Source organism: Streptomyces sp. NPDC001108 (assembly GCF_053598535.1).
The window spans coordinates 434,088-453,465 of the sequence record NZ_JBSFKL010000003.1 but is presented as its reverse complement, the minus strand read 5'-3'; the positions used below and the strand labels follow the sequence as shown (position 1 = coordinate 453,465).

Sequence of the window (19,378 nt, the reverse complement as noted above, 5' to 3'; positions counted from 1 at the left end):
TCGGCACACACCGAAAGGCTTGTCGGCCCGGACGGCCGTCCAGCAGAGTCTGAACGGCGGAGCCACCCGGCCGGAGGCCGGCGCGACGCCACACGCGAGACCGGCGGCGAGCCGGTCGTCAGCCGAGAGACCGAGAGGCGCGAGGAGCCGAGCCACGGCCCCCGCCCGGTCCCGAAGCACTCCCACCCGCACCCGCGGCCGTCGTCGACGAGGACGAGCGCGCCCGCGGCCGCTCCCCGGTGCCCGGGAGCACGAAGACGCAGAACCTGGAGTGATTGCCTTGCCGACGCCCGAACCGTATCTGTACCGAGCCCCCTCCGAACGCCCGTACTTCAGCTCGGACGGCGAGGCGTACCTGGCACGCACACCGCTGCGGGAGATCCGCAAGACGCGGGAGCTCCGGGTGCTCTCCGAGGAGGACTTCGCGTTCTGGCAGGACTACGGCTACGTCGTCGTCCGCGAGGCGATCCCCGCCGAGGCCGCGCGCCGGCTCCTCGACTTCACCTGGGACTTCCAGGGGCTCGACCCGGCCCGCCCCGACACCTGGTACGAGGACCGGCCGTTCCGCGACGACCTGGACCGGGAACTGCACGTCTACGGCTTCGTCGAGGCGTACCACCACCAGCTCATCTGGGACAGCCGGCAGACCCGACGGGTCTACGACGCCTTCGTCGACGTCTGGGACTGCGAGGAGCTGTGGGTCACCCTGGACCGGCTCAACCTCAACCCGCCCAACGTGAAGAACCGTGACCGCGCGCTCATCGCCCCCACCGACAAGGGCTTCGACATCGAGCTGCACTGGGACGTCGACACCACGCTCGGGGTGCTGCCGCAGCGCGTCCAGGGCATCATCGCGCTCAACGACACCCGGCCCGAACTGGGCGGATTCCAGTGCTCGCCCGAGCTGTTCCACCGGTTCGAGCCGTGGAAGACCGGCCAGAGCGCGGACCGCGACCCGATCCGGCCGGACGTCGACCGGGACGAATTCCCCGTCGTCCGGCCCGAACTGCGCGCCGGGGACCTGCTGATCTGGAACGGGCTGCTCGCCCACGGCGTGGCCCGCAACACCTCGCGGGACGGGGTGCGCGCGGTCCAGTACCTCTCCATGATGCCCGCGCTCGAATCGCACGAGGAGCTGCGCCGCTCGCGGGTCGAGTCCTGGCGCAGCCTCGCCACACCGGACTGGAACAGGACGCTGGTCGGCGACGTCACGAAGCACGAGTCCCTGCGCTACGGCCCCGCCGCACTGAACGACCTCGGCGAACGCCTGCTGGGCCTGAAGTCCTGGCACGAGCCCGCCACCGAGCGGTCGACGGAGGAGCCGGCATGCGCCGTATCTGCCTGACCCTCCCGACCAACCGGGCCTGCGCCGACACGATCACCGCCATGGGCGAGGAGGCCGCCTACGCCGCCGACCGCTTCGGCGTCGAGGCGCACCTGCTGATCCTGGACTCCACCGAGGGACCGGTCCGCGCCGGGCACGCGCGGGCCGCCGAGGCCGCCGGACACCACCGGAACGTGGTCGTCCACCATCTCGGCGAGGACCGGCAGCGGGACTTCCTGCGCCGGGTGATCGCCGACTCCGGGACCGTGAAGCCCGAGGCGGTCCTCGACCTCATGCTGCCCGCCAAGGTCTCCTACGGTGCCTGCACCAACCGCGCGTTCCTGATCGCCGCCGCGCTCGGCTGCCGGTCGGTGCACCGCCGGGACTCCGACAGCCGCTACCAGGTCCTGGACGGCGAGACCGTCTTCCCGGTCCACCACGAGCTGGCCTCGCTGGGGAAGACCGCCGCCGACGCGGCCGACGGCGTGGACGAGAACCTGCTCGGCGCCGACGACGCGGCCAAACCCGTCGCGATGGTGGGCAGTTCGTTCATCGGCGAGCTGTCGGTGGACATCGGCGAGATCCTCCGCACGGACCCGGACGTCTACCACGACATGGTCGGCCTGTGGGCCCCCGCCGACTGGCCCGAGGAGCGGAAGCGGGAACTGGTCGACGAGTCGTTCCGGGGCGCGGGCACCGAGCCGTTCACCGGCGACCACACGGTGCTCACCCACGTCGACCCGATGCGGGTGGACATGTGCAACATCGGCTTCCTGGACCAGGTGTACGAGCGGGTGCCGCTGCCGCCCGCCACCGACACCATCGGCAGCGACTACTTCCTGCTGCACCTGGTGCACGACGGGACCCTGCCCGGCGTCCTGCACAACCGCACCATCGTGAACTACTACACGCCCGAACGCCGTACCGACGCCGGGTTCACGGCCTACCAGCTGCGGCTGACGAAGTTCTTCCTGTCGATGCTGTACTTCAACCTCATCTACGACCGGATGGCCGCCGAGGGCCCCGCGCTCCTCGACGACGCGTTCCTCCTCCGGCCGGAGAAGGTGGCCGAACTGGCCCGGTGGAGCGCCGGGGCGGACCGTACGGACAACCTGCACCGGCTCGACGTCCTCCACCGCTCCTACCGGCGGCTGGGCGGCCGCTACGCGGAGTTCGCGGACGTCCTCGCGGAGCGCGGCCCGCACCTCCTCGACGAGGCACGGGCCGACATCGAGGACTTCGCCCTGCTCACCGAGGTCTGGCAGCCGCTGATGGCCGCGAGCCGGGCCGCCGGCCTCCCCGGCACAACACCGGGCGGGCACACGTCGTGACACGGCTGCACACACCCCCGCACCCGCCGCTGAGCACCCCGCTGCGCGCCGCGCTGGAAGCCGCCGGGGAGGACACGATCGTCTTCGACCTCGCGGGCATCGAGGCGCAGTACGACACGCTGCTGGACGAACTGCCCGGCATCGCCGTTCGCTTCGCCATGAAGGCGTGCCCGGTGGACGAGGTCCTCGCCCGGCTCGCGGCGAAGGGCTCGGGCTTCGACGCGGCGAGCCCCAACGAGATCGCCCAGGCGCTCCGCACCGGGGTGCCGGCCGACCGTGTCCACTACGGCAACACCATCAAGTCCGACGCGAACATCGCCGCCGCCCACCGCCTCGGCGTACGGGAGTTCGCGACCGACAGCCCCGAGGACGTGGCCGCGATAGCGGCGCACGCCCCCGGCGCCCGGGTCTTCTGCCGGCTGGCCACCAGCGGCGAGGGCGCGCTGTGGGGGCTCAGCGGGAAGTTCGGCTGCTCCGGCGACGACGCGGTGCGGGTCATGGAGGAGGCCCGCGGCGCCGGGCTGATCCCCTCCGGCCTCTCCGTGCACGTCGGCTCGCAGCAGATGACGGCGGACGCCTGGCGGGACGCCGTCGACCGCCTCGCCGACGTGCTCGCGCGGCTGGGCCGGCGCGGCATCCACCCGGACCGGATCAACCTCGGCGGCGGCCTGCCCGCGCTCGGCTACCTCGACAGCCGGGGCGAGGTCCTGGACCCGCCGGTCGACAAGATCTTCGCGGTGATCCGGGAGGGCATGGAGCACCTGAGGGCCGTCTCGGAGGTCCCGCTGGACTTCGTCATGGAACCGGGGCGCCACCTCGTCGCCGACCACGGAGCCGTCCGGGCCCATGTCTCCCGGCTCTCCACCCGCAGCCCGGACGGGGGCGCCCCCGAGCACTGGCTCTACCTCAGCTGCGGGAAGTTCAACGGCCTGTACGAGATGGACCAGTTGCAGTACCGGCTGCACTTTCCCACCCGTGCCGGCGCGGACGGCGTACCGGCCGTCGTCGCGGGCCCCACCTGCGACAGCGACGACGCCTACGCCCACCGGCACAACCGGGTCGAGGTGCCCGCCACCGCCGCCTCCGGCGACCCCGTCTGGATCCTCTCCAGCGGCGCCTACGCCACCGGCTACACCACGCGGGGCTTCAACGGCTTCGACCCGCTCCCGCACCTCTGCGTGGACGACGGGCAGCGACGAACGGAAAGGCCATGACATGCGCGTAACCGTACGAGCGGTGCGCGGCGGGGACTGGGACGCCGTGGTGGCGCTGGAGTCCGCCGCGTACGGCGCCGCCGGACTGACCGAGGGGCGCGCGGCGCTGGAGTCCCGGGCGGCGGCCTCGCCCGCCACCTGCTTCGTGCTGGACCACGGCAACCGCACCGCGGGCTACCTGCTGGCCCTGCCCTACCCGATGTTCACCTGTCCGGACCTCGACCGGACCGAGGACGTCGTCTTCCACTCCCGCAACCTCCATCTGCACGACCTGGTCGTCGCCGAGGACCTGCGCCGCCGGGGCCTGGCCGGGATCCTGCTGGGCCGCCTCCTGACGGTGGCGGCCGCCAAGGGCTACGCGACGGTCTCGCTGGTCGCCGTCGGCGGCAGCGACACCTTCTGGGCGGCGCAGGGATTCCGCGCCCACCGGGGGATCACACCCCCGGCCGGATACGGCACCGACGCGGTGTACATGTCCCGGCCGGTGCCGGACACCCGTACCGGCCGGACCGAACTCGCCGATGCGCCCGCGCATCAGGCACCGATCAACGACGAAGTGGGCTGATGACCTGTGTCCGGTGTCCGTGACCCCTTCCGGCGGGGGCTGTTCGCCATCGCGGCGCTCTTCTGCTTCCTCGGCTTCCAGTACGCCACCTGGGCCTCCCGGCTGCCCGCGCTGAAGACGCGGCTCGACCTCTCCGAGGCGGAGCTGGGGCTGCTGCTGATGGCCTGCGGGGCGGGCGCGGCGGCCTCCTTCCCACTCGTCGCGGTGGCGATGCGGCGCCTGGGCTCGCGCCGTCTCGCTGTGGTGGCGGCGGTCTGCCTGGGCCTGGTCCTGCTCGCCCTGCCGGTCGCCCCCAACTACCCGGTGGCGCTGCTCGTCGTCGCCTGCGACGGGGTCGCCGTCGGCGCCCTGAACGTGGCGATGAACGCCCAGGGGGCCGCGCTCGAAGCCGCCCACGGGCGGACCGCGATGGCCAGGCTGCACGCCACGTTCAGCGCCGGATCGCTCCTTGCCGCGCTCCTCGCGTCCGGGGTGAACCTGGTGACCACGGAGCTGGCCACCCACTTCGGCATCGCCGCCGCCCTGCTGCTCCTGCTGCTCGTGACGACCCGCGCGGGCCTGCTGCCGGACGACCCCGCCCCGGCCCCGGCGGACGGGGCGCCCGCCCCGGCCACGGACGGGAAGAAGAAGGGCCGCGGGCTCAGCCTGCCGTCCCGGGTGACGATCTGGATGGGTCTGGCGATGGTGTTCGGCACGGTCACCGAGGGCGCCATGAACGACTGGTCCGCGCTCTACATGAAGGACGTCGCCGGCGCGGGCGCCGAAGTGGCCCCGCTGGGCATCGCGGTGGTCTCGGTGATGATGGTGGTGGCCCGGCTCTTCGCCGACGGCTGGCGCAGCCGCTGGGGCGACGGGCTGGTCGTCCGGACCGGCAGCGTGGTGGCCGGAGCCGGCCTCGCGCTCGCCCTGCTGGCCGGGGGCGTCGTACCGGCGCTCCTCGGGTTCGCCTGCGTCGGGCTGGGAGTCGCGGCGGTGACCCCGTGCGTCTACGTGGCGGCGGCGGGCCGGGGACCGGACGCGCTGGCCCTGGTCGCGGCCATGGGGACGACGGGGCTGCTGGCCGGTCCGGCGGTGATCGGCTTCATCGCCGAAGGCGGCGGTCTGGTCTGGGGGATGGGCGCGGTGGCCGTCTCCGCGGTCCTGGTGTCGCTCTGCGCCACCCGGATCGACTGGCCCGGACCGTCGGCCGGTTCCCGGGACGAGGGGGAGGCCGTGGCGGTCGGCTGACGCCGCTCTGTGGCCGACGCAACACCGATAAGTCGCCGCTCGTGTCACCCACTGGTTGGGACTGTCCGGGATACCGGGCAGGATGGGCAGTCCAGCCAGTGGGGGAGACCATGATCGAGAAAATCCTGCCGTCCGGGGTGGCGGTGGCGGAGGCCTTCTCCGATCCGCCCGAGGCCGTGCTCCTGCCTGAGGAGGCCGCGCTGGCCCGCGGCTTCGTGGCGAAGCGGCGCAACGAGTTCACCACCGTGCGGCACTGCGCCCGCCAGGCGCTGGGCTCCCTGGGATTCGCCCCCGTGCCGATCCTCAAGGGCGAGCGCGGCGCCCCGATCTGGCCCGGGGAAGTGGCCGGGAGCCTCACCCACTGCAACGGATACCGGGCCGCCGCCGTGGCCCGCGCGACGGAGCTGGCGAGCGTCGGCATAGACGCCGAGGAGAACGCACCGCTCCCCGAGGGCGTCCACGAGAGCATCGCGCTGGCGGCGGAGCGGTGGCGCGGGCGCGTACTGGAGCTGGAACAGCCCGGGATCCACTGGGACCGGCTGCTGTTCTGCGCGAAGGAGGCCGTCTACAAGACGTGGTTCCCGCTCACCCGCCGGTGGCTGGGGTTCGAGGAGGCCGACATCGAACTCCGCCCGGACGGCGGCTTCACCGCGGAGCTCCTCACCACCGACCTGCGGACGGCGGACGGTGCGGCGGGCCCGGCGGTCCCCCGGCGCCTGCACGGCCGCTGGCTCTGCGGACGGGGCCTGCTGCTGACCGCCGTCACGGTGGCCGCCGCCGTGGACCCGGTGCGGGAGGGCTCCCGTACGCTCTGACCGCATGAGCGACGATCACCTGAGCGAAGAGCGCGTCCGCGCACGTGAGTTGGGCATCCCGCTGACCGGTCGGCCGGGGCCGTGGAACGCGATCACGGACGTACCCGGTGTGGAGGTCGGCTACGTCACCCTGGTCGGGGGCGACGACGTACGCACCGGGGTCACCGCGCTGCTGCCGCGCGGCCGGGGCGGCGTGGGCACCCCCTGCGCGGCCGGCTGGCACTCCTTCAACGGCAACGGCGAGATGACCGGGACCACCTGGATCGAGGAGACCGGCTCGCTCGCGGTCCCCGTGGTCATCACCAACACCTACGCGGTCGGCCCGGTGCACCGGGGCGTCGTCGAGTGGGTGCGGGCCAACTGCCGGGGCATGGCCCCGGAATGGCTGCTGCCGGTCGTCACCGAGACCTGGGACGGCCATCTCAACGACATCCACGGCCGGGCCGTGGAGGCGCGGCACGCCGCCGAGGCCATCGAGGCGGCGGCGTCCGGCCCGGTCGAGGAGGGATGCGTCGGCGGCGGTACGGGGATGCGCTGCTACGGCTTCAAGGGCGGCTCGGGCACCGCCTCCCGCGTGGTGGAGTACGGCGAGGACCGGTACACGGTCGGCGCCTTCGTCCAGGCCAACTTCGGCGCCCGGCGCGAACTCGTGGTGGCCGGGGTGCCGGTCGGGCGCGAACTGCCCGACCCGGCGCCGGTCCCGGCACCGGCCGAGGGGGAGCGGCCGGTGCCTCCCGGCGCCGGATCGGTGATCGTGGTGGTGGCGACCGACGCCCCGCTGCTGCCGGGGCAGTGCAAGGCGCTGGCCCGCCGGGTGACGCTGGGCCTCGCCCGCACCGGCACCACCGGCAGCCACTTCTCCGGAGACCTGTTCCTGGCCTTCTCCACCGCCAACCCGTCCGCCCTGAACAGCACGTTCCCCCAGGACGACGGCAGCGCCCCGTACGAGTCGATGCGCTTCGTGCCCTGGGGCCGGATGGACCCGTTCTACGAGGCGGTCGTGGAGTCGGTGGAGGAGGCGGTGCTCAATGTGCTGACCGGGGCCCGGCCGATGACCGGGCGGGCCGGACACCACGTACCGGCGCTCCCGCTGGACCGGGTGCGCGAACTCCTCTCGGCGCGGGGCGCGTTGTCGTGACGGGCGCCCCCGCCGGGCACTGGTCCGGCGGGGGCACCGGTCAGGCGGCCGGGGCGGACCGCCGGGCGAGGTCCAGGGCGATGTCAGTGATCATGTCCTCCTGGCCGCCGACCATCTTGCGGCGCCCCACCTCCACGAGGATCGAGCGGGTGTCGAGCCCGTACCGCTCGGCCGCTATCTCGGCGTGCCGCAGGAAGCTGGAGTAGACACCCGCGTAGCCCAGGGTGAGCGTCTCGCGGTCGACCCGCACCTCCCGGTCCTGGAGCGGCCGTACGAGGTCGTCGGCGGCGTCCATCAGCGGGAACAGCTCGCAGCCGTGGTGCCAGCCCTGGATGTCCGCCACGGCGACGAAGGCCTCCAGCGGGCAGTTACCGGCGCCCGCGCCCTGGCCGGCGAGGGAGGCGTCGACCCGGACGGCGCCGCTCTCCACGGCGACGACGCTGTTCGCGACGCCGAGGGCGAGGTTGTGATGGGCGTGGATGCCCATCCCCGTCTCCGGGGCGAGGACGTCGCGGTAGGCGCGGAACCGGGCGCGGACGTCGTCCATGGTCAGCCGGCCGCCGGAGTCGGTGACGTAGACGCACGTGGCGCCGTAGGACTCCATCAGCTTGGCCTGGCGGGCCAGTTCGGCGGGCTCGGCCATGTGGGACATCATCAGGAACCCGGCGACGTCCATGCCGAGTTCGCGGGCGGCCGCGATGTGCTGGGCGGAGATGTCGGCCTCGGTGCAGTGGGTGGCGATCCGCACGGAGCGGATGCCGAGCCGGTGCGCCTGCTTCAGGTCGTGGACGGTGCCTATGCCGGGCAGCAGCAGGGTGGTGGGGACCGCCTGCCGGGCCGCGTCGGTGACGGCCTCGATCCACTCCCAGTCGGTGTGCGCGCCGACGCCGTAGGTGAGGGAGGAGCCGGACAGGCCGTCGCCGTGCGCGATCTCGATCGCGGCGACGCCCGCCGCGTCCAGCGCGGCGGCGATTGAGCGGGCCTGTTCGACGGAGTAGCGGTGCCGGACGGCGTGCATGCCGTCCCGCAGGGTCACGTCCTGGATGTAGAGATCGCTGGTCATGCGGTCGGTGCCTCCTGCCGGCGGTGGGCCGCGATGCGCTCGGCGGTGCGCAGGGCGGCGGAGGTCATGATGTCGAGGTTGCCCGCGTAGGCGGGGAGGTAGTGGGCGGCGCCCTCGACCTCCAGGAAGACGGAGACCTTCCAGGCGGTGCCGGAGCGCTCGCCCTCGGGGAGGAGGTTGCGCTGGGGGTCGTCGGCCGGGACCCGGTCGAACTGGACGTCCTGCTTGAGCCGGTAGCCGGGCACGTACTCCTGGACGGCGCGCTCCATCGCGAGGACCGCGTCGCGGACCCGGTCGGTGTCGCAGTCGGAGACGAGGCAGTAGACCGTGTCCCGCATGATGAGCGGGGGCTCGGCCGGGTTGAGGACGATGATCGCCTTGCCGCGCGTCGCGCCGCCCACCTTCTCGATGGCGGCGGAGGTGGTCTCGGTGAACTCGTCGATGTTGGCGCGGGTGCCGGGCCCGGCGGACCGCGAGGAGATCGAGGCGACGATCTCCCCGTAGTGGACCGGGGTGACCGAGCGGACGGCGGCGACCATCGGGATGGTCGCCTGGCCGCCGCAGGTGACCATGTTCACGTTGGGCGCGGCGAGGTGCTCGGTGCCGTTGACCGTGGGCACCACGTAGGGGCCGACGGCCGCCGGGGTGAGGTCGACCAGGGTGCGGCCCAGCGGGCGCAGGACCTCCTCGTGGCGCCGGTGGGCACCGGCGGAGGTCGCGTCGAAGACGATCTCGACGTCCTCGAACTCGGGCATCCGCACGAGTCCGTCGATCCCCTCGTGGGTGGTGGCGACCTTGAGCCGGCGGGCGCGGGCGAGCCCGTCCGAGGCGGGGTCGATACCGGCCATGGCGACGATGTCCAGGGTCTCCGACAGCCGCAGCACCTTGATCATGAGGTCGGTGCCGATGTTGCCGGAGCCGATGACGGCGACCTTGGTGGTCACTGGGCGGCTCCTTCGGGTGCGAAGCGGACACGGACGGAACCGAGTCCGGCGATACGGGCCTCGAACCGGTCCCCGGGCGCGGCCGGGACCATCGGGCCGAGGGCGCCGGTGAGGACGACGTCGCCCGCCCGGAGCGGGTCCCCCATCCCGGCCAGCGTGCCGGCCAGCCACACCGCGGCGTTCAGCGGGCCGTCGAGGCAGTCGGCACCGGTGCCGGTGCTGACCCGCTCCTCGCCGCGCAGCAGCTCCATGGTGACGGCGTGCAGGTCGACGGCGGTGAGCGGCACGGGGGTGGTGCCGAGGACGAAGAGCCCGCTGGAGGCGTTGTCGGCGACGGTGTCGGCGAACGTGATGTCCCAGTCGGCGATCCGGCTGTCGACGATCTCCAGGGCGGGCAGGGCGAAGTCGGTGGCGCGGATGACGTCGGCGACGGTGGGTTCGGCCAGGTCGAGATCGGCGCCGAGGACCAGCGCGACCTCCGCCTCCACCTTCGGCTGGAGCAGCCGCCCGGCCGGGACGGTGCCGCCGTCCGGTACGGCCATGTCGGAGAGCAGGGCGCCGAAGTCCGGCCGGTCCACGCCCAGCTGGGCCTGGACGGCGGGGGAGGTGAGACCGATCTTGCGGCCCACGATCCGGCGCCCGGCGGCCAGCCTCCGCTCCACGTTGATCCGCTGCACCGCGTAGGCGGCGTCGGCGTCGTCGGCGGGGATCAGGCCGCGTACCGGGGGGACCGGGCTGCCGGTCCGGGCGGCCTCGGTCAGCAGGTCGGCGGCCTCGCGGACCGCGGGGGAGTTCATGGCGGACAACCTCCGGAACGGGAGTGGGGAGGGAGAGCGGGTGGGGCGATGAGGCAGGTATAGACGCCGCCCCGGCCGGATCCAAGGAACGTTCCGCCACATGGAACACAACGGCCCGGACCAGCCCTTCCGTGGCAGTCTGGAGCCGTGACGAGGAACGAGGAGCCGGTACGGGACGGCAGCATGCTGGAACGCGCCGTGGGGCTGCTGGACTGCTTCCGCCCCGACGGGGGCAGGCGCCGCCTGGCCGAGCTGGCCGCCGGCACCGGCCTGCCCCGGAGCACGGCGCACCGGCTCGCCGCCGACCTGGTCCGCCTCGGACTGCTCGAACGGGTCGGGCAGGAGTACCAGCTGGGCGGCCTCCTCTTCGACCTGGGCTCCCTGGTGCCGCGCCGCCAGGACCTGCGCGAGGTGGCCCTGCCGTTCCTCCAGGACCTGTACGAGGCGACCCGCGAGACGGTCCACCTGGGCGTCCGGGAGAACGGGTCCGTGGTCTACCTCGAACGCATCCACGGCCACGAGCGGCTGCCCCTGCCCTCCCGGGTGGGCGGCGCCCTGCCCCTGAGCTGCACCGGGGTCGGCAAGGCGCTGCTCGCCTTCTCGCCGCGCGAGGCCGCCGAGGAGCTGCTGGCCGGGCCCCTGCCCCGGCTCACCCCGCACTCGGTGACCGATCCGGCCCGGCTGCGCGTGATGCTGGACCAGGCCCGGCTGGCGGGTCTCGCCTACGAGGAGCAGGAGGCCGTGGCCGGGGTGAACTGCGTGGCGTCCCCGGTCTTCGCCGCCGACGGGACGGTGGTCGCCGCCGTCTCGGTGGCCGTTCCGGTGGCGCGCTGGTTCCCGGCCCAGCTCGGCACCGCGGTGCGCACCGCGGCGCTGGGGATGACCCGGGCCCTGCGCTGACCGCCCCGCCGGACGAGCGGGGCGAAACCGGCCCCGGCGAGGCCGACGGGGGCGGGGGTCGTTGGCCCGGCACAGCTTCGTCGGCCATACTGCCCGCCGTGGAGCAGCGCATAGATCCGAACACTCAGCCCGGATACGCCGCGGGGACAGATCCGGCGTACGTCCCCGGTCTCACGGTCCCCGCACCGGCCGCCGGACCGGCGACGAGCCCGCAACGGGCCGTCCCGGAACCGGAACCGGAGCCGGAACCCGCGGCGGAACCCGTCCCCGACGCCCCCGAGGTCTCCGACGCCGCCGGCGACGGGGCGCCCGAACCCCCGGCGGCCCGGAAGGAGGCGAAGGACGGGCCGGCGTTCGAGGCGAGCGACCGGCGCGGCTCGATCGCGGCCGACCACGAGGGCGTCCGCTTCCGGCTGGACGACCAGGAGGCCGAGTTCCGTTGGGACGAGGTCGCCGCGGTCGAGGTGAGACTGCCCCGGTTCGGCCGCCGGTTCACCGTCGTCGTCCACATGGCGAACCGCCGCTGGTACAACGCGGAGGTCGACGCACCGGCCAAGAGCCGCCTCAAGGAATGGGCGGAGGAGATGGACGCGGTCCTGGACGCCTACTTCGAGGAGTCCTGACCCCGTCCGTGTACACGCACCTCATGGACACGGACGGGCCGGCGGGCACCTGACGACCGCCGGCCCGGCCGCGTCCGGTCCGGTCAGTCGTCGGTGAGGACGACCGAGCGGGTCAGGTGGCGCGGGCTGTCCGGGTCGAGGCCGCGGTCGGCGGCGCGGGCGATCGCCAGGCGCTGGACGCGTACCAGCTCGGCGAGCGGGTCGAGGCCGCTCTCCACCCAGCGGGCGCCGGTCGCCAGCACCTGATCGGCCAGTCCCTCGGGGGCGGTGCCGAACATCCAGGTCGCGGTGGAGTCGGTGGCGATGCTGATCGGGCCGTGGCGGTACTCCATCGCGGGGTACGACTCGGTCCAGGAGAGCGACGCCTCCTTCATCTTGAGCGCCGCCTCGTTGGCGAGCCCCACCGTCCAGCCGCGCCCCAGGAAGGTGAACTGCGCGCAGCCCACCAGCCCCTCGGGCAGCGGCTCGGCGAGCGCGGCCTCCGCGTCGCGCACCACGGACTCGGTGTGCAGCCCGAGGTGGGCGCGGAGCAGGGTCAGCAGCGTGGTGGCGAACCGGGTCTGCACCACGGACTTCTCGTCGGCGAAGTCGAGCACCACGACGTCGTCGGCCGCCGCCATGACGGGCGTTTCGGGGTCGGCGGTGATCGCCACGGTGCGGGTGGTGCCGCGCACCCGGCCGAGCAGGTCGAGCACTTCGGTCGTGGTCCCGGACCGGGTGAGCGCGACGACCCGGTCGTACGTCCGGCCGAACGGGAACTCCGAGGCGGCGAAGGCGTCGGTCTCACCCTGGCCGGAACCCTCGCGGAGCGCGGCGTACGCCTGGGCCATGTAGAACGAGGTGCCGCAGCCGACGACCGCGACGCGCTCACCGGCGGTGGGCAGGGCGGCCGACTGCGTCCCGGCCAGTTCGGCGGCGCGGCGCCAGCACTCCGGCTGACTGGCCGTCTCGATCTCGACAAATGACACTGTGCACTCCGAACTCGTGGTGGGGCTCGCGAAGAAGCCCGTGAAGAGACGTGCGGCGCAGGGCGAAGCCCGCTCATGGATGCTCGTTTGTGCACGCTATACGCGCTCTTCGAGCATTATCAAGCAGGGCCCGTGCGGTCGGCTCGACCGAGCGGGGCCCTGTGCGACGCTTGCGCGTGTCCGGTGACCGTACCCGGGGAACGAGCGCCCGACGGCCGGGCCGGTGAGGAGAGTTGTCTTGTCCAGGGATGCCCGGTGGAACGCGCTGCTGGAGCTGGTCGGCAAGAACGGCCGCGTCGACGTCGAGGGCGCCGCCACGGCGCTGGACGTCTCGGCCGCGACCATCCGCCGAGACCTGGACCAGCTCGCCGAGCAGCAACTGCTCACCCGTACCCGTGGCGGCGCGGTGGCGCACGGCGTCGCCTACGAACTGGCGCTGCGCTACAAGACCGGCCGGCACGCCCCGGAGAAGCAGGCCATCGGCCGCGCGGTCTCCGAACTGGTCGCGGTGGGCGAGGTGGTGGGGCTGACCGGCGGCACCACCGTGACCGAGGTGGCCCGCTCGCTCGCGGTGCGCCCCGACGTCGTCGGCGAGAACGCGGCCGCGGCGGGCGGCCAGCCGGGGCTGACCGTGGTCACCAACGCCCTCAACATCGCCAACGAGCTGGTGATCCGGCCGCAGATCAAGATCGTGGTGACCGGCGGGGTGGCCCGCCCCCAGTCGTACGAACTCACCGGTCCGCTGGCCAGCGGGGTGCTGGGCGAGATCACGCTGGACGTCGCCGTGCTGGGGGTCAACGCGATCGACACGGAGCGGGGCGCGTACGTCCACCACGAGGGCGAGGCCAGCATCAACCGGCTGCTCGCCGAGCGGGCGCAGCGGGTGGTGGTGGCCGCCGACTCCTCGAAGATCGGCATGCGGGCCTTCGCCCGGGTCTGCGACCTGGCGCAGGTCGACTTCCTGGTCACGGACCGGGGCATCCCCCCGGAGGCGGCCGCCCGTTTCACGGAGGCCGGGGTCACCGTCGTCGCAGTGTGAGCGGGCCGCCGTCGACTCCGTGGCAGACAACCATTTTCGGCCATGCTCGGTGGGTAATCGGCCTGATCCCGTTTGACGGCCGTCCGACTCCGGTTCGTCGCGGAGAGCGGTGTCCCGGGCTGAATAGTCGCGGTATGTCCGGAAGATGGGGGGCGGGGGCGGGTTGTGTCGGTCTCGCAGGGTTACCGATGCCGCGTCGTCGAGCCATGTGAGCGATGCTTTTGAGCCAGCGAGGTTGATGGATGAACGAGTTCGAACGCGTGGCCGGAATCCGGTCGGCATAATCGCGTCCATGTCGATCACGGGTGGGGATGTCGTAGACCTGGGACGGGGCCTTCACGTATGGCTCCCGCCGAAACGGGGCTGGGGGCTGGCCAACTGCGGACTGCTCGTCTCGCCCCGCGGCGCGCTCTGGATCGACACCCCGTACGACACCGTCCTCGCCGGTCAGTTCCTGGCCGAGACGACCAAGCGGCTGCCCGACGGCGTCAACGTCGACCGGATCGTCGTCACCCACGCCAACGGTGACCACTACTGGGGTGCGGGGGTGCTGCCGGACGCGGAGATCATCGCCACCCGCGAGGCCCGCGAGCACATCCACTACGACCCCACGCCGCAGCAGCAGCACGCCCTGGTCACCTCCGCCGATCCGGCCACCCCGCTCGGCGCCTACCTGGCCCGCCACTTCGGCCCCTTCGACTGGTCGCGGACCGAGCCGCCCGTGCCGACCACCTACTTCACCGGCGAGCTCGAACTGACCCTGGGCGACCACCCGGTCCGGATCTCCTCGCTGCCGCCCGCCCACACCACCGGCGACCTGATGGTCCATCTGCCCGCCCAGGAGGCGGTGTTCACCGGCGACATCATCTTCTCCAGCACCCCGGAGCGGCCCGGCGACCACCCGGTGCACTGGGCCGGACCGCTGAGCAACCTGATCACGGCCTGCGAGCGCGTGCTGGAGACCGGCGCCACCACCGTCGTCCCGGGCCACGGCCCGATCCTCGACCGGGCCGGGGTGCGCGACCACATCGTCTACCTGGAGTACGTGCGCGAGCGCGCCCACGCCTTCCACACCGCCGGGATCCCCGCCGTCGAGGCCGCCCGCCGGGTGATCGCCGAGCGGCGCTACCCGGAGCTGGGCCTGCCCGAGCGGCTGGTGGTGACGATCGGCAGCGAGTACCGCGACCTGGACGGATCCGAACTGCCCGGCGTACTGCAGGTGATGAGCGAGGTCGCCACCGTCGCCCAGGAGCTGGAGCGGCGGTCCGGACCGGCCGGACCGGCGGAGCGGTAACGTGCGCCGCCGCTCCCGGCCGCAGGGGAACCCCGACGACAGAAGCCACAGAGGCACGGTGACGGCATGGGTTGGATAGTGGCGGTGATCGCCGTCGCCGCGGCCGTGGCGACGGCGGTCCGCGCGCAGAACTCGGCGCGCGCCGAGAACCTCGCGGTGGCCCGCGCCGAGCTGGCCGAACGCCAGGCGAAGGCCGCCAACACCCGTACCGCGGCGCTCACCGACGAGATCCGCCAGCTTGCCCGCAACCGCATCCCCGCCGCCGCGATCGCCCTCACGCACCCCACCGCCCGGGTCCCCGGCCTGCGTGAGGCGTCCGAGGTCGACGGCGACGCGGCCCGGCTGCTCACCGAGGCGGTGCAGGCGGCCCGCGACGCCGTCCTGGAGGAGCGCGGCCGGGTCGACGCGGCGGCCCGCGCGGCGATGCGCGGCACCTCCGCCAAGATCCAGTCCCTGCTCAACCAGTCCCAGCAACTGCTGCACGAGCTCCAGCACGAGTACGACGACCCGCGCATCCTGCAACTGGACTTCCGCAACGAACTCGCGCTGCGGCGCACCCAGGCCACCGCCGTGCTCTGCGACGCCTGGCCGGGGCTGGCCCGCCAGAACTCGCCGCTCGTCGAGATCGTGCTCGGCGCCCAGTCCCGCGTCGCCGGGTACGAACGCGTCAAGGTCTCCAACCACCTGCGCCAGGAACGGCTGGCGGTGGTCGCCCGCGCCGCCGAACCCCTCGCCATCGCCCTGGCCGAGCTGCTGGCCAACGCCACCGCGTACTCGCACCCCGACACCGACGTCCAGATCACCCTGCAGCAGAGCGGCGGCCGGGGAGCGTTCCTGGCCGTCGACGACGCGGGCATCGGCATGGACGACGACGCCCTCGACCGGGCACGGACGCTGCTGGCGGGCCCGCCGGAAGTCCTCCTGACCGAGCTGGGCGACCCGCCGCGCACCGGATTCGCCGTGGTGGGCCGGCTGATCGCGCAGTACGGCTTCGACTGCCACATCGAGGCGTCGCCCTTCGGCGGCATGCGTACCATCCTGCGCGTCCCCGCCCATCTGCTGACCGTGCTGGACGAGGAGCAAACCCTCTCCGCGCTCGCCCCGAAGCCGGTGGGCAAGCCCGCGACGGCCGCCCCTCCCGCCCCGACCGAGCAGGAGACCGCCCCCGTGCCGCATCCCGTCGGCGGACAGCAGCCGGCCGCCCTGCCCAGCCGGCGCCGCCGTACCCCGCGCCCGGCCCCCGCCCGCGCCCCGTCCGCCGCCGAAGCCGCCGACCGCGCCCGGCCGTCCCGTACGCCCGAGCAGGCCGGGGCCTCGTGGGCGGCGCTCCAGCAGGGCACCCTCAACGGCCGGAGCGTCGCCGGGCGGCCGGCCGCACCGGCACCGGAGGACCACGACCACCCGGACGACCGGGACGAGCAAGGAGACGACCAGACGTGAGCGCCCCCACTTCCACCAACGGCGACCTCGCATGGGTGCTGACCCCGCTGCTGGAACTGCCCGGCGTCCAGCACGCCGTGGTCGCCACCGGCGACGGCCTCGTCGAGGGCGCCTCGCCCGGCCTCGACCGGGCCTCCGGCGAACGGGTAGCCGCCATGACCGCCACCCTGCACGCCGCGGCCCGCGCGTTCACCACCGCCTTCACCGACGTCGAGGCGCCGCTGCTGGCCCAGACGGTCGTCGAGTCCGACCAGGGCTTCGCGATCGTCGTACCGGCCGGGAACAACACCACCCTCGCCCTGTTCGCGGAACCCGGCGCCAAGCTCGGCGACATCGCGTACCAGATGCAGGTGCAGGTCAGCGCCCTGAACCGGGCGATGAACGCGCCCGCCCGCCGCCCGGACACCGACGACCGGCCATGACCGCCGGCCCGGGGCGCCGCCTGATACCCGCCTATCTGGTCACCGGCGGCCGGACCCGGCCCGCCGGTCCCGCGCTCGACCGGCTCGACGTCCTCGTGCGCACGGACACCGAACTGCCCCCGGACACCGGCTCGGAACAGCGCAGGCTGTGCGAGCTGCTGGAACCGGGGGCGCTCACCGTCGTCGAGTGCGCGGCCCACCTGGAGCTGCCGGTCAGCGCCACCGTCTTCCTGGCCACGGACCTCGCGGCCGCCGGACATCTGCACACCCGACCGCCCGTCCCCAGCGCCGGGGAGATCGACCGGTCGATCGTCGAGAGGCTGCTCGTTGGACTCCGTTCCCTCCACTGACCGCACCGGTGTCGGCTATCTGCCGACCGCCGCGCGGACCCTGATGAAGATCGTCGTCACGGGCCCGTTCGGCGTCGGCAAGACCACCCTGATCCGCACGCTGTCGGAGATCGCCACGCTCCACACCGAAGAGGCGATGACCCGGTCCAGCATCCGCTTCGACGACACCGCCGGACTGCCGGACAAGACCACCACCACGGTCGCCGTCGACTTCGGCCGGCTCACCGTCCTGGACGACCTGGTGCTCTACCTGTTCGGCACCCCCGGCCAGCAGCGCTTCCTGCCGCTCTGGGAGGACATCGCGCGCGGCGCGCTCGGCGCACTCGTCCTCGTCGACACCCGCAGGCTCGCCGACTCCTTCGCCGTCATGGACATGGTCGAGGAGCAGGGGCTGCCGTACGCGGTCGCCGTGAACCGCTTCACCGACGCCCCCGTCCACACCGACGAGGTCCTGCGCCGCCACCTCGACCTCGCTCCCGAGACCCCGCTGGTCCAGTGCGACGCCCGCGAGCGGCGGGGCAGCATCGACGCCCTGATCGCCCTGGCCGAGCACGTGCTCACCGGGATGCCCCGCCCCGAGGACCCGTCATGACGCCGTACGCACCGCCCCCGCAGCCCCTCGCCCTGTACGGACCGGAGTTCGCCGCCGATCCGCGCGGCCACTACCGGCGGCTGCGCGAGCACGGTCCGCTCGCACCCGTCCGGCTCGCCCCCGGCATCGACGCCCTGCTGGTCGTCGACTACCAGGCCGCCGTCGACCTGCTGCGCGACACCCACACCTTCACCAAGGACCCGCGCGCCTGGCAGGCCACCGTCCCCGAGGACTCGCCGGTCCTGCCGATGCTCGGCTACCGGCCCACCGCGCTCTTCAGCGACGGCGAGGTGCACGCCCGCTACCGCGCCGCCATCAACGACAGCCTCGCCCTGATCGAACCGCACGCCCTGCGGGCCGAGGTCGCCCGGGTCGCCCAGCGGCTCATCGGCACCTTCTCCGCCACCGGCAGTGGCGACCTCATCGCCCAGTACGCCCGCCTCCTCCCGCTCCATGTACTCGTCACCTCCTTCGGCGTACCGCCCGGCGAAGCCGACCGGATCGTCGAGGGCGTCGCCGGGATGTTCGGCTCGGGCGCCAACGCCGCGAGCGCCTACGCCGATCTCGTCGAGGTCGTCACCGAACTGGTCGCCGCCCGCCGCCGACGACCGCGCCGCGACCTCACCTCGTACCTCCTCGGCCATCCGGCCGGTCTCGACAACGACGAGACCGTGCGTCAGATCACCCTGATCATGAGCGCGGGACACGATCCGACAACGAATCTGATCGGCAACGCGCTGCTCCACATGCTCACCGACCCCCGCTACGCCGGTTCGCTGCACGGCGGTGCGATGACGGCCCACGAGGCGATCGACGAAGTCCTCTGGCAGGACCCGCCGCTGGCCAACCTCGCCGCCCACTACCCGCGGCACGACACGGAGTTCCACGGTGTGCGGCTGCGCGCGGGACAGCTCGTCCTGGTCTCGTACGCCGCCGCGAACAGCCGCTCGGAGGCGGGGGTTCCGGAGCGGTCGGGGCCGGCGGGCCCGGAACACCGGGACCGGACGGTGCGCTCCGGGGCGGGCGCCCACCTCGCCTGGTCGGCGGGGCCGCACCGGTGCCCGGCCAAACAGCCCGCCCTCCTCATCGCGATGACCGCCGTCGAGCAGATCACCAGTCAGCTCTGCGACGCGGAACTGGCCGTTCCGGTGAGCGGACTGTCCTGGCGCCCGGGACCGTTCCACCGCGCCCTGGTCCGCCTTCCTGTACGGTTCACCCCCGTCGACATGAGCGCGGAGGCGTACCGGCTCAGGACCGCCGGAGACGCGGCGGACGAGCCCCCGGCGGTGTCGACCGGCCCTTGAACCGTGTCGGTGTTACGCCGAACGGGTG

Annotated in this window: 20 protein-coding genes; 16 read left to right on the top strand and 4 right to left on the bottom strand. The window is 73.3% G+C overall.

Annotated elements, in window-relative coordinates:
- Nucleotides 1-280 precede the first annotated feature (280 nt).
- The 7 genes from ACWC97_RS10520 (at nt 281) to ACWC97_RS10490 (ending at nt 7,614) form a co-directional block, all read left to right on the top strand.
- Nucleotides 281-1,345 carry a phytanoyl-CoA dioxygenase family protein gene (locus ACWC97_RS10520; protein ID WP_352273158.1) on the top strand — a complete coding sequence of 355 codons (1,065 nt, stop codon included), beginning with the start codon at nt 281-283 and terminating at the stop codon, nt 1,343-1,345.
- Nucleotides 1,327-2,655, top strand: a complete 1,329-nt coding sequence (locus tag ACWC97_RS10515) for a DUF6271 family protein (protein WP_450648625.1) — start codon at nt 1,327-1,329, stop codon at nt 2,653-2,655. Before ACWC97_RS10520 ends, ACWC97_RS10515 begins: the two co-directional genes overlap by 19 nt.
- Nucleotides 2,652-3,869: a type III PLP-dependent enzyme gene (locus ACWC97_RS10510; protein WP_450648623.1), complete on the top strand. Its 1,218-nt coding sequence runs from the start codon at nt 2,652-2,654 to the stop codon at nt 3,867-3,869. Before ACWC97_RS10515 ends, ACWC97_RS10510 begins: the two co-directional genes overlap by 4 nt.
- Nucleotide 3,870: 1 nt before the next feature.
- On the top strand, nt 3,871-4,434 hold the full coding sequence (locus ACWC97_RS10505) for a GNAT family N-acetyltransferase (protein ID WP_392281178.1): 564 nt from the start codon (nt 3,871-3,873) through the stop codon (nt 4,432-4,434).
- A gap of 6 nt (nt 4,435-4,440) precedes the next feature.
- On the top strand, nt 4,441-5,661 hold the full coding sequence (locus tag ACWC97_RS10500) for an MFS transporter (RefSeq protein ID WP_352273155.1): 1,221 nt from the start codon (nt 4,441-4,443) through the stop codon (nt 5,659-5,661).
- A 110-nt stretch (nt 5,662-5,771) separates the two neighbouring features.
- On the top strand, nt 5,772-6,476 hold the full coding sequence (locus ACWC97_RS10495) for a 4'-phosphopantetheinyl transferase family protein (protein ID WP_352273154.1): 705 nt from the start codon (nt 5,772-5,774) through the stop codon (nt 6,474-6,476).
- 4 nt (nt 6,477-6,480) lie between these two features.
- Nucleotides 6,481-7,614, top strand: coding sequence for a DmpA family aminopeptidase (locus ACWC97_RS10490; RefSeq protein WP_450648620.1), 1,134 nt, complete (start codon nt 6,481-6,483; stop codon nt 7,612-7,614).
- 40 nt (nt 7,615-7,654) lie between these two features.
- Here the strand turns inward: ACWC97_RS10490 and dmpG are convergent, their stop codons facing one another.
- From dmpG to mhpD, 3 genes are read right to left on the bottom strand one after another with little or no spacing between them, the layout of a single operon-like run.
- The gene (gene dmpG / locus ACWC97_RS10485; protein WP_450648618.1) at nt 7,655-8,677 is read right to left on the bottom strand and encodes a 4-hydroxy-2-oxovalerate aldolase; all 1,023 of its coding nucleotides are present in this window, start codon (nt 8,675-8,677) and stop codon (nt 7,655-7,657) included.
- Nucleotides 8,674-9,621 carry an acetaldehyde dehydrogenase (acetylating) gene (locus tag ACWC97_RS10480; RefSeq protein WP_352273151.1) on the bottom strand — a complete coding sequence of 316 codons (948 nt, stop codon included), beginning with the start codon at nt 9,619-9,621 and terminating at the stop codon, nt 8,674-8,676. The genes dmpG and ACWC97_RS10480 overlap by 4 nt, the downstream gene beginning before the upstream one ends.
- Nucleotides 9,618-10,418 carry a 2-keto-4-pentenoate hydratase gene (mhpD, locus tag ACWC97_RS10475; protein WP_450648616.1) on the bottom strand — a complete coding sequence of 267 codons (801 nt, stop codon included), beginning with the start codon at nt 10,416-10,418 and terminating at the stop codon, nt 9,618-9,620. The genes ACWC97_RS10480 and mhpD overlap by 4 nt, the downstream gene beginning before the upstream one ends.
- 183 nt (nt 10,419-10,601) lie before the next feature.
- Between mhpD and ACWC97_RS10470 the strand changes: the two genes are divergently transcribed.
- Together ACWC97_RS10470 and ACWC97_RS10465 are read left to right on the top strand one after the other, a co-directional pair.
- The gene (locus ACWC97_RS10470) at nt 10,602-11,318 is read left to right on the top strand and encodes an IclR family transcriptional regulator (protein WP_352273266.1); all 717 of its coding nucleotides are present in this window, start codon (nt 10,602-10,604) and stop codon (nt 11,316-11,318) included.
- A gap of 98 nt (nt 11,319-11,416) precedes the next feature.
- Nucleotides 11,417-11,941: a hypothetical protein gene (locus tag ACWC97_RS10465; RefSeq protein ID WP_450648614.1), complete on the top strand. Its 525-nt coding sequence runs from the start codon at nt 11,417-11,419 to the stop codon at nt 11,939-11,941.
- 83 nt (nt 11,942-12,024) lie between these two features.
- On the opposite strand, the gene ACWC97_RS10460 is transcribed toward ACWC97_RS10465, so the two are convergent.
- Entirely contained in the window at nt 12,025-12,909 is an 885-nt protein-coding gene (locus tag ACWC97_RS10460; protein ID WP_450648612.1) for an SIS domain-containing protein, read from the bottom strand.
- A 238-nt stretch (nt 12,910-13,147) separates the two neighbouring features.
- Here ACWC97_RS10460 and ACWC97_RS10455 point away from each other — a divergent pair, with 238 nt between their 5' ends.
- The 7 genes from ACWC97_RS10455 (at nt 13,148) to ACWC97_RS10425 (ending at nt 19,350) form a co-directional block, all read left to right on the top strand.
- Nucleotides 13,148-13,948: a DeoR/GlpR family DNA-binding transcription regulator gene (locus ACWC97_RS10455; RefSeq protein WP_450648610.1), complete on the top strand. Its 801-nt coding sequence runs from the start codon at nt 13,148-13,150 to the stop codon at nt 13,946-13,948.
- 292 nt (nt 13,949-14,240) lie between these two features.
- Entirely contained in the window at nt 14,241-15,242 is a 1,002-nt protein-coding gene (locus tag ACWC97_RS10450) for an MBL fold metallo-hydrolase (protein ID WP_352273146.1), read from the top strand.
- Between the two features lie 66 nt (nt 15,243-15,308).
- Nucleotides 15,309-16,682 (top strand): ATP-binding protein, encoded by a 1,374-nt coding sequence (locus tag ACWC97_RS10445; RefSeq protein WP_450648608.1) that lies wholly within the window; start codon nt 15,309-15,311, stop codon nt 16,680-16,682.
- A complete protein-coding gene (locus ACWC97_RS10440; protein WP_352273144.1) occupies nt 16,679-17,104 on the top strand; it encodes a roadblock/LC7 domain-containing protein in 426 nt (141 codons plus the stop codon). The genes ACWC97_RS10445 and ACWC97_RS10440 overlap by 4 nt, the downstream gene beginning before the upstream one ends.
- A complete protein-coding gene (locus tag ACWC97_RS10435; protein ID WP_352273143.1) occupies nt 17,101-17,454 on the top strand; it encodes a DUF742 domain-containing protein in 354 nt (117 codons plus the stop codon). Before ACWC97_RS10440 ends, ACWC97_RS10435 begins: the two co-directional genes overlap by 4 nt.
- Nucleotides 17,432-18,046, top strand: coding sequence for a GTP-binding protein (locus tag ACWC97_RS10430; RefSeq protein ID WP_352273142.1), 615 nt, complete (start codon nt 17,432-17,434; stop codon nt 18,044-18,046). The genes ACWC97_RS10435 and ACWC97_RS10430 overlap by 23 nt, the downstream gene beginning before the upstream one ends.
- Nucleotides 18,043-19,350 carry a cytochrome P450 family protein gene (locus ACWC97_RS10425; protein WP_352273141.1) on the top strand — a complete coding sequence of 436 codons (1,308 nt, stop codon included), beginning with the start codon at nt 18,043-18,045 and terminating at the stop codon, nt 19,348-19,350. Before ACWC97_RS10430 ends, ACWC97_RS10425 begins: the two co-directional genes overlap by 4 nt.
- Nucleotides 19,351-19,378 lie beyond the last annotated feature (28 nt).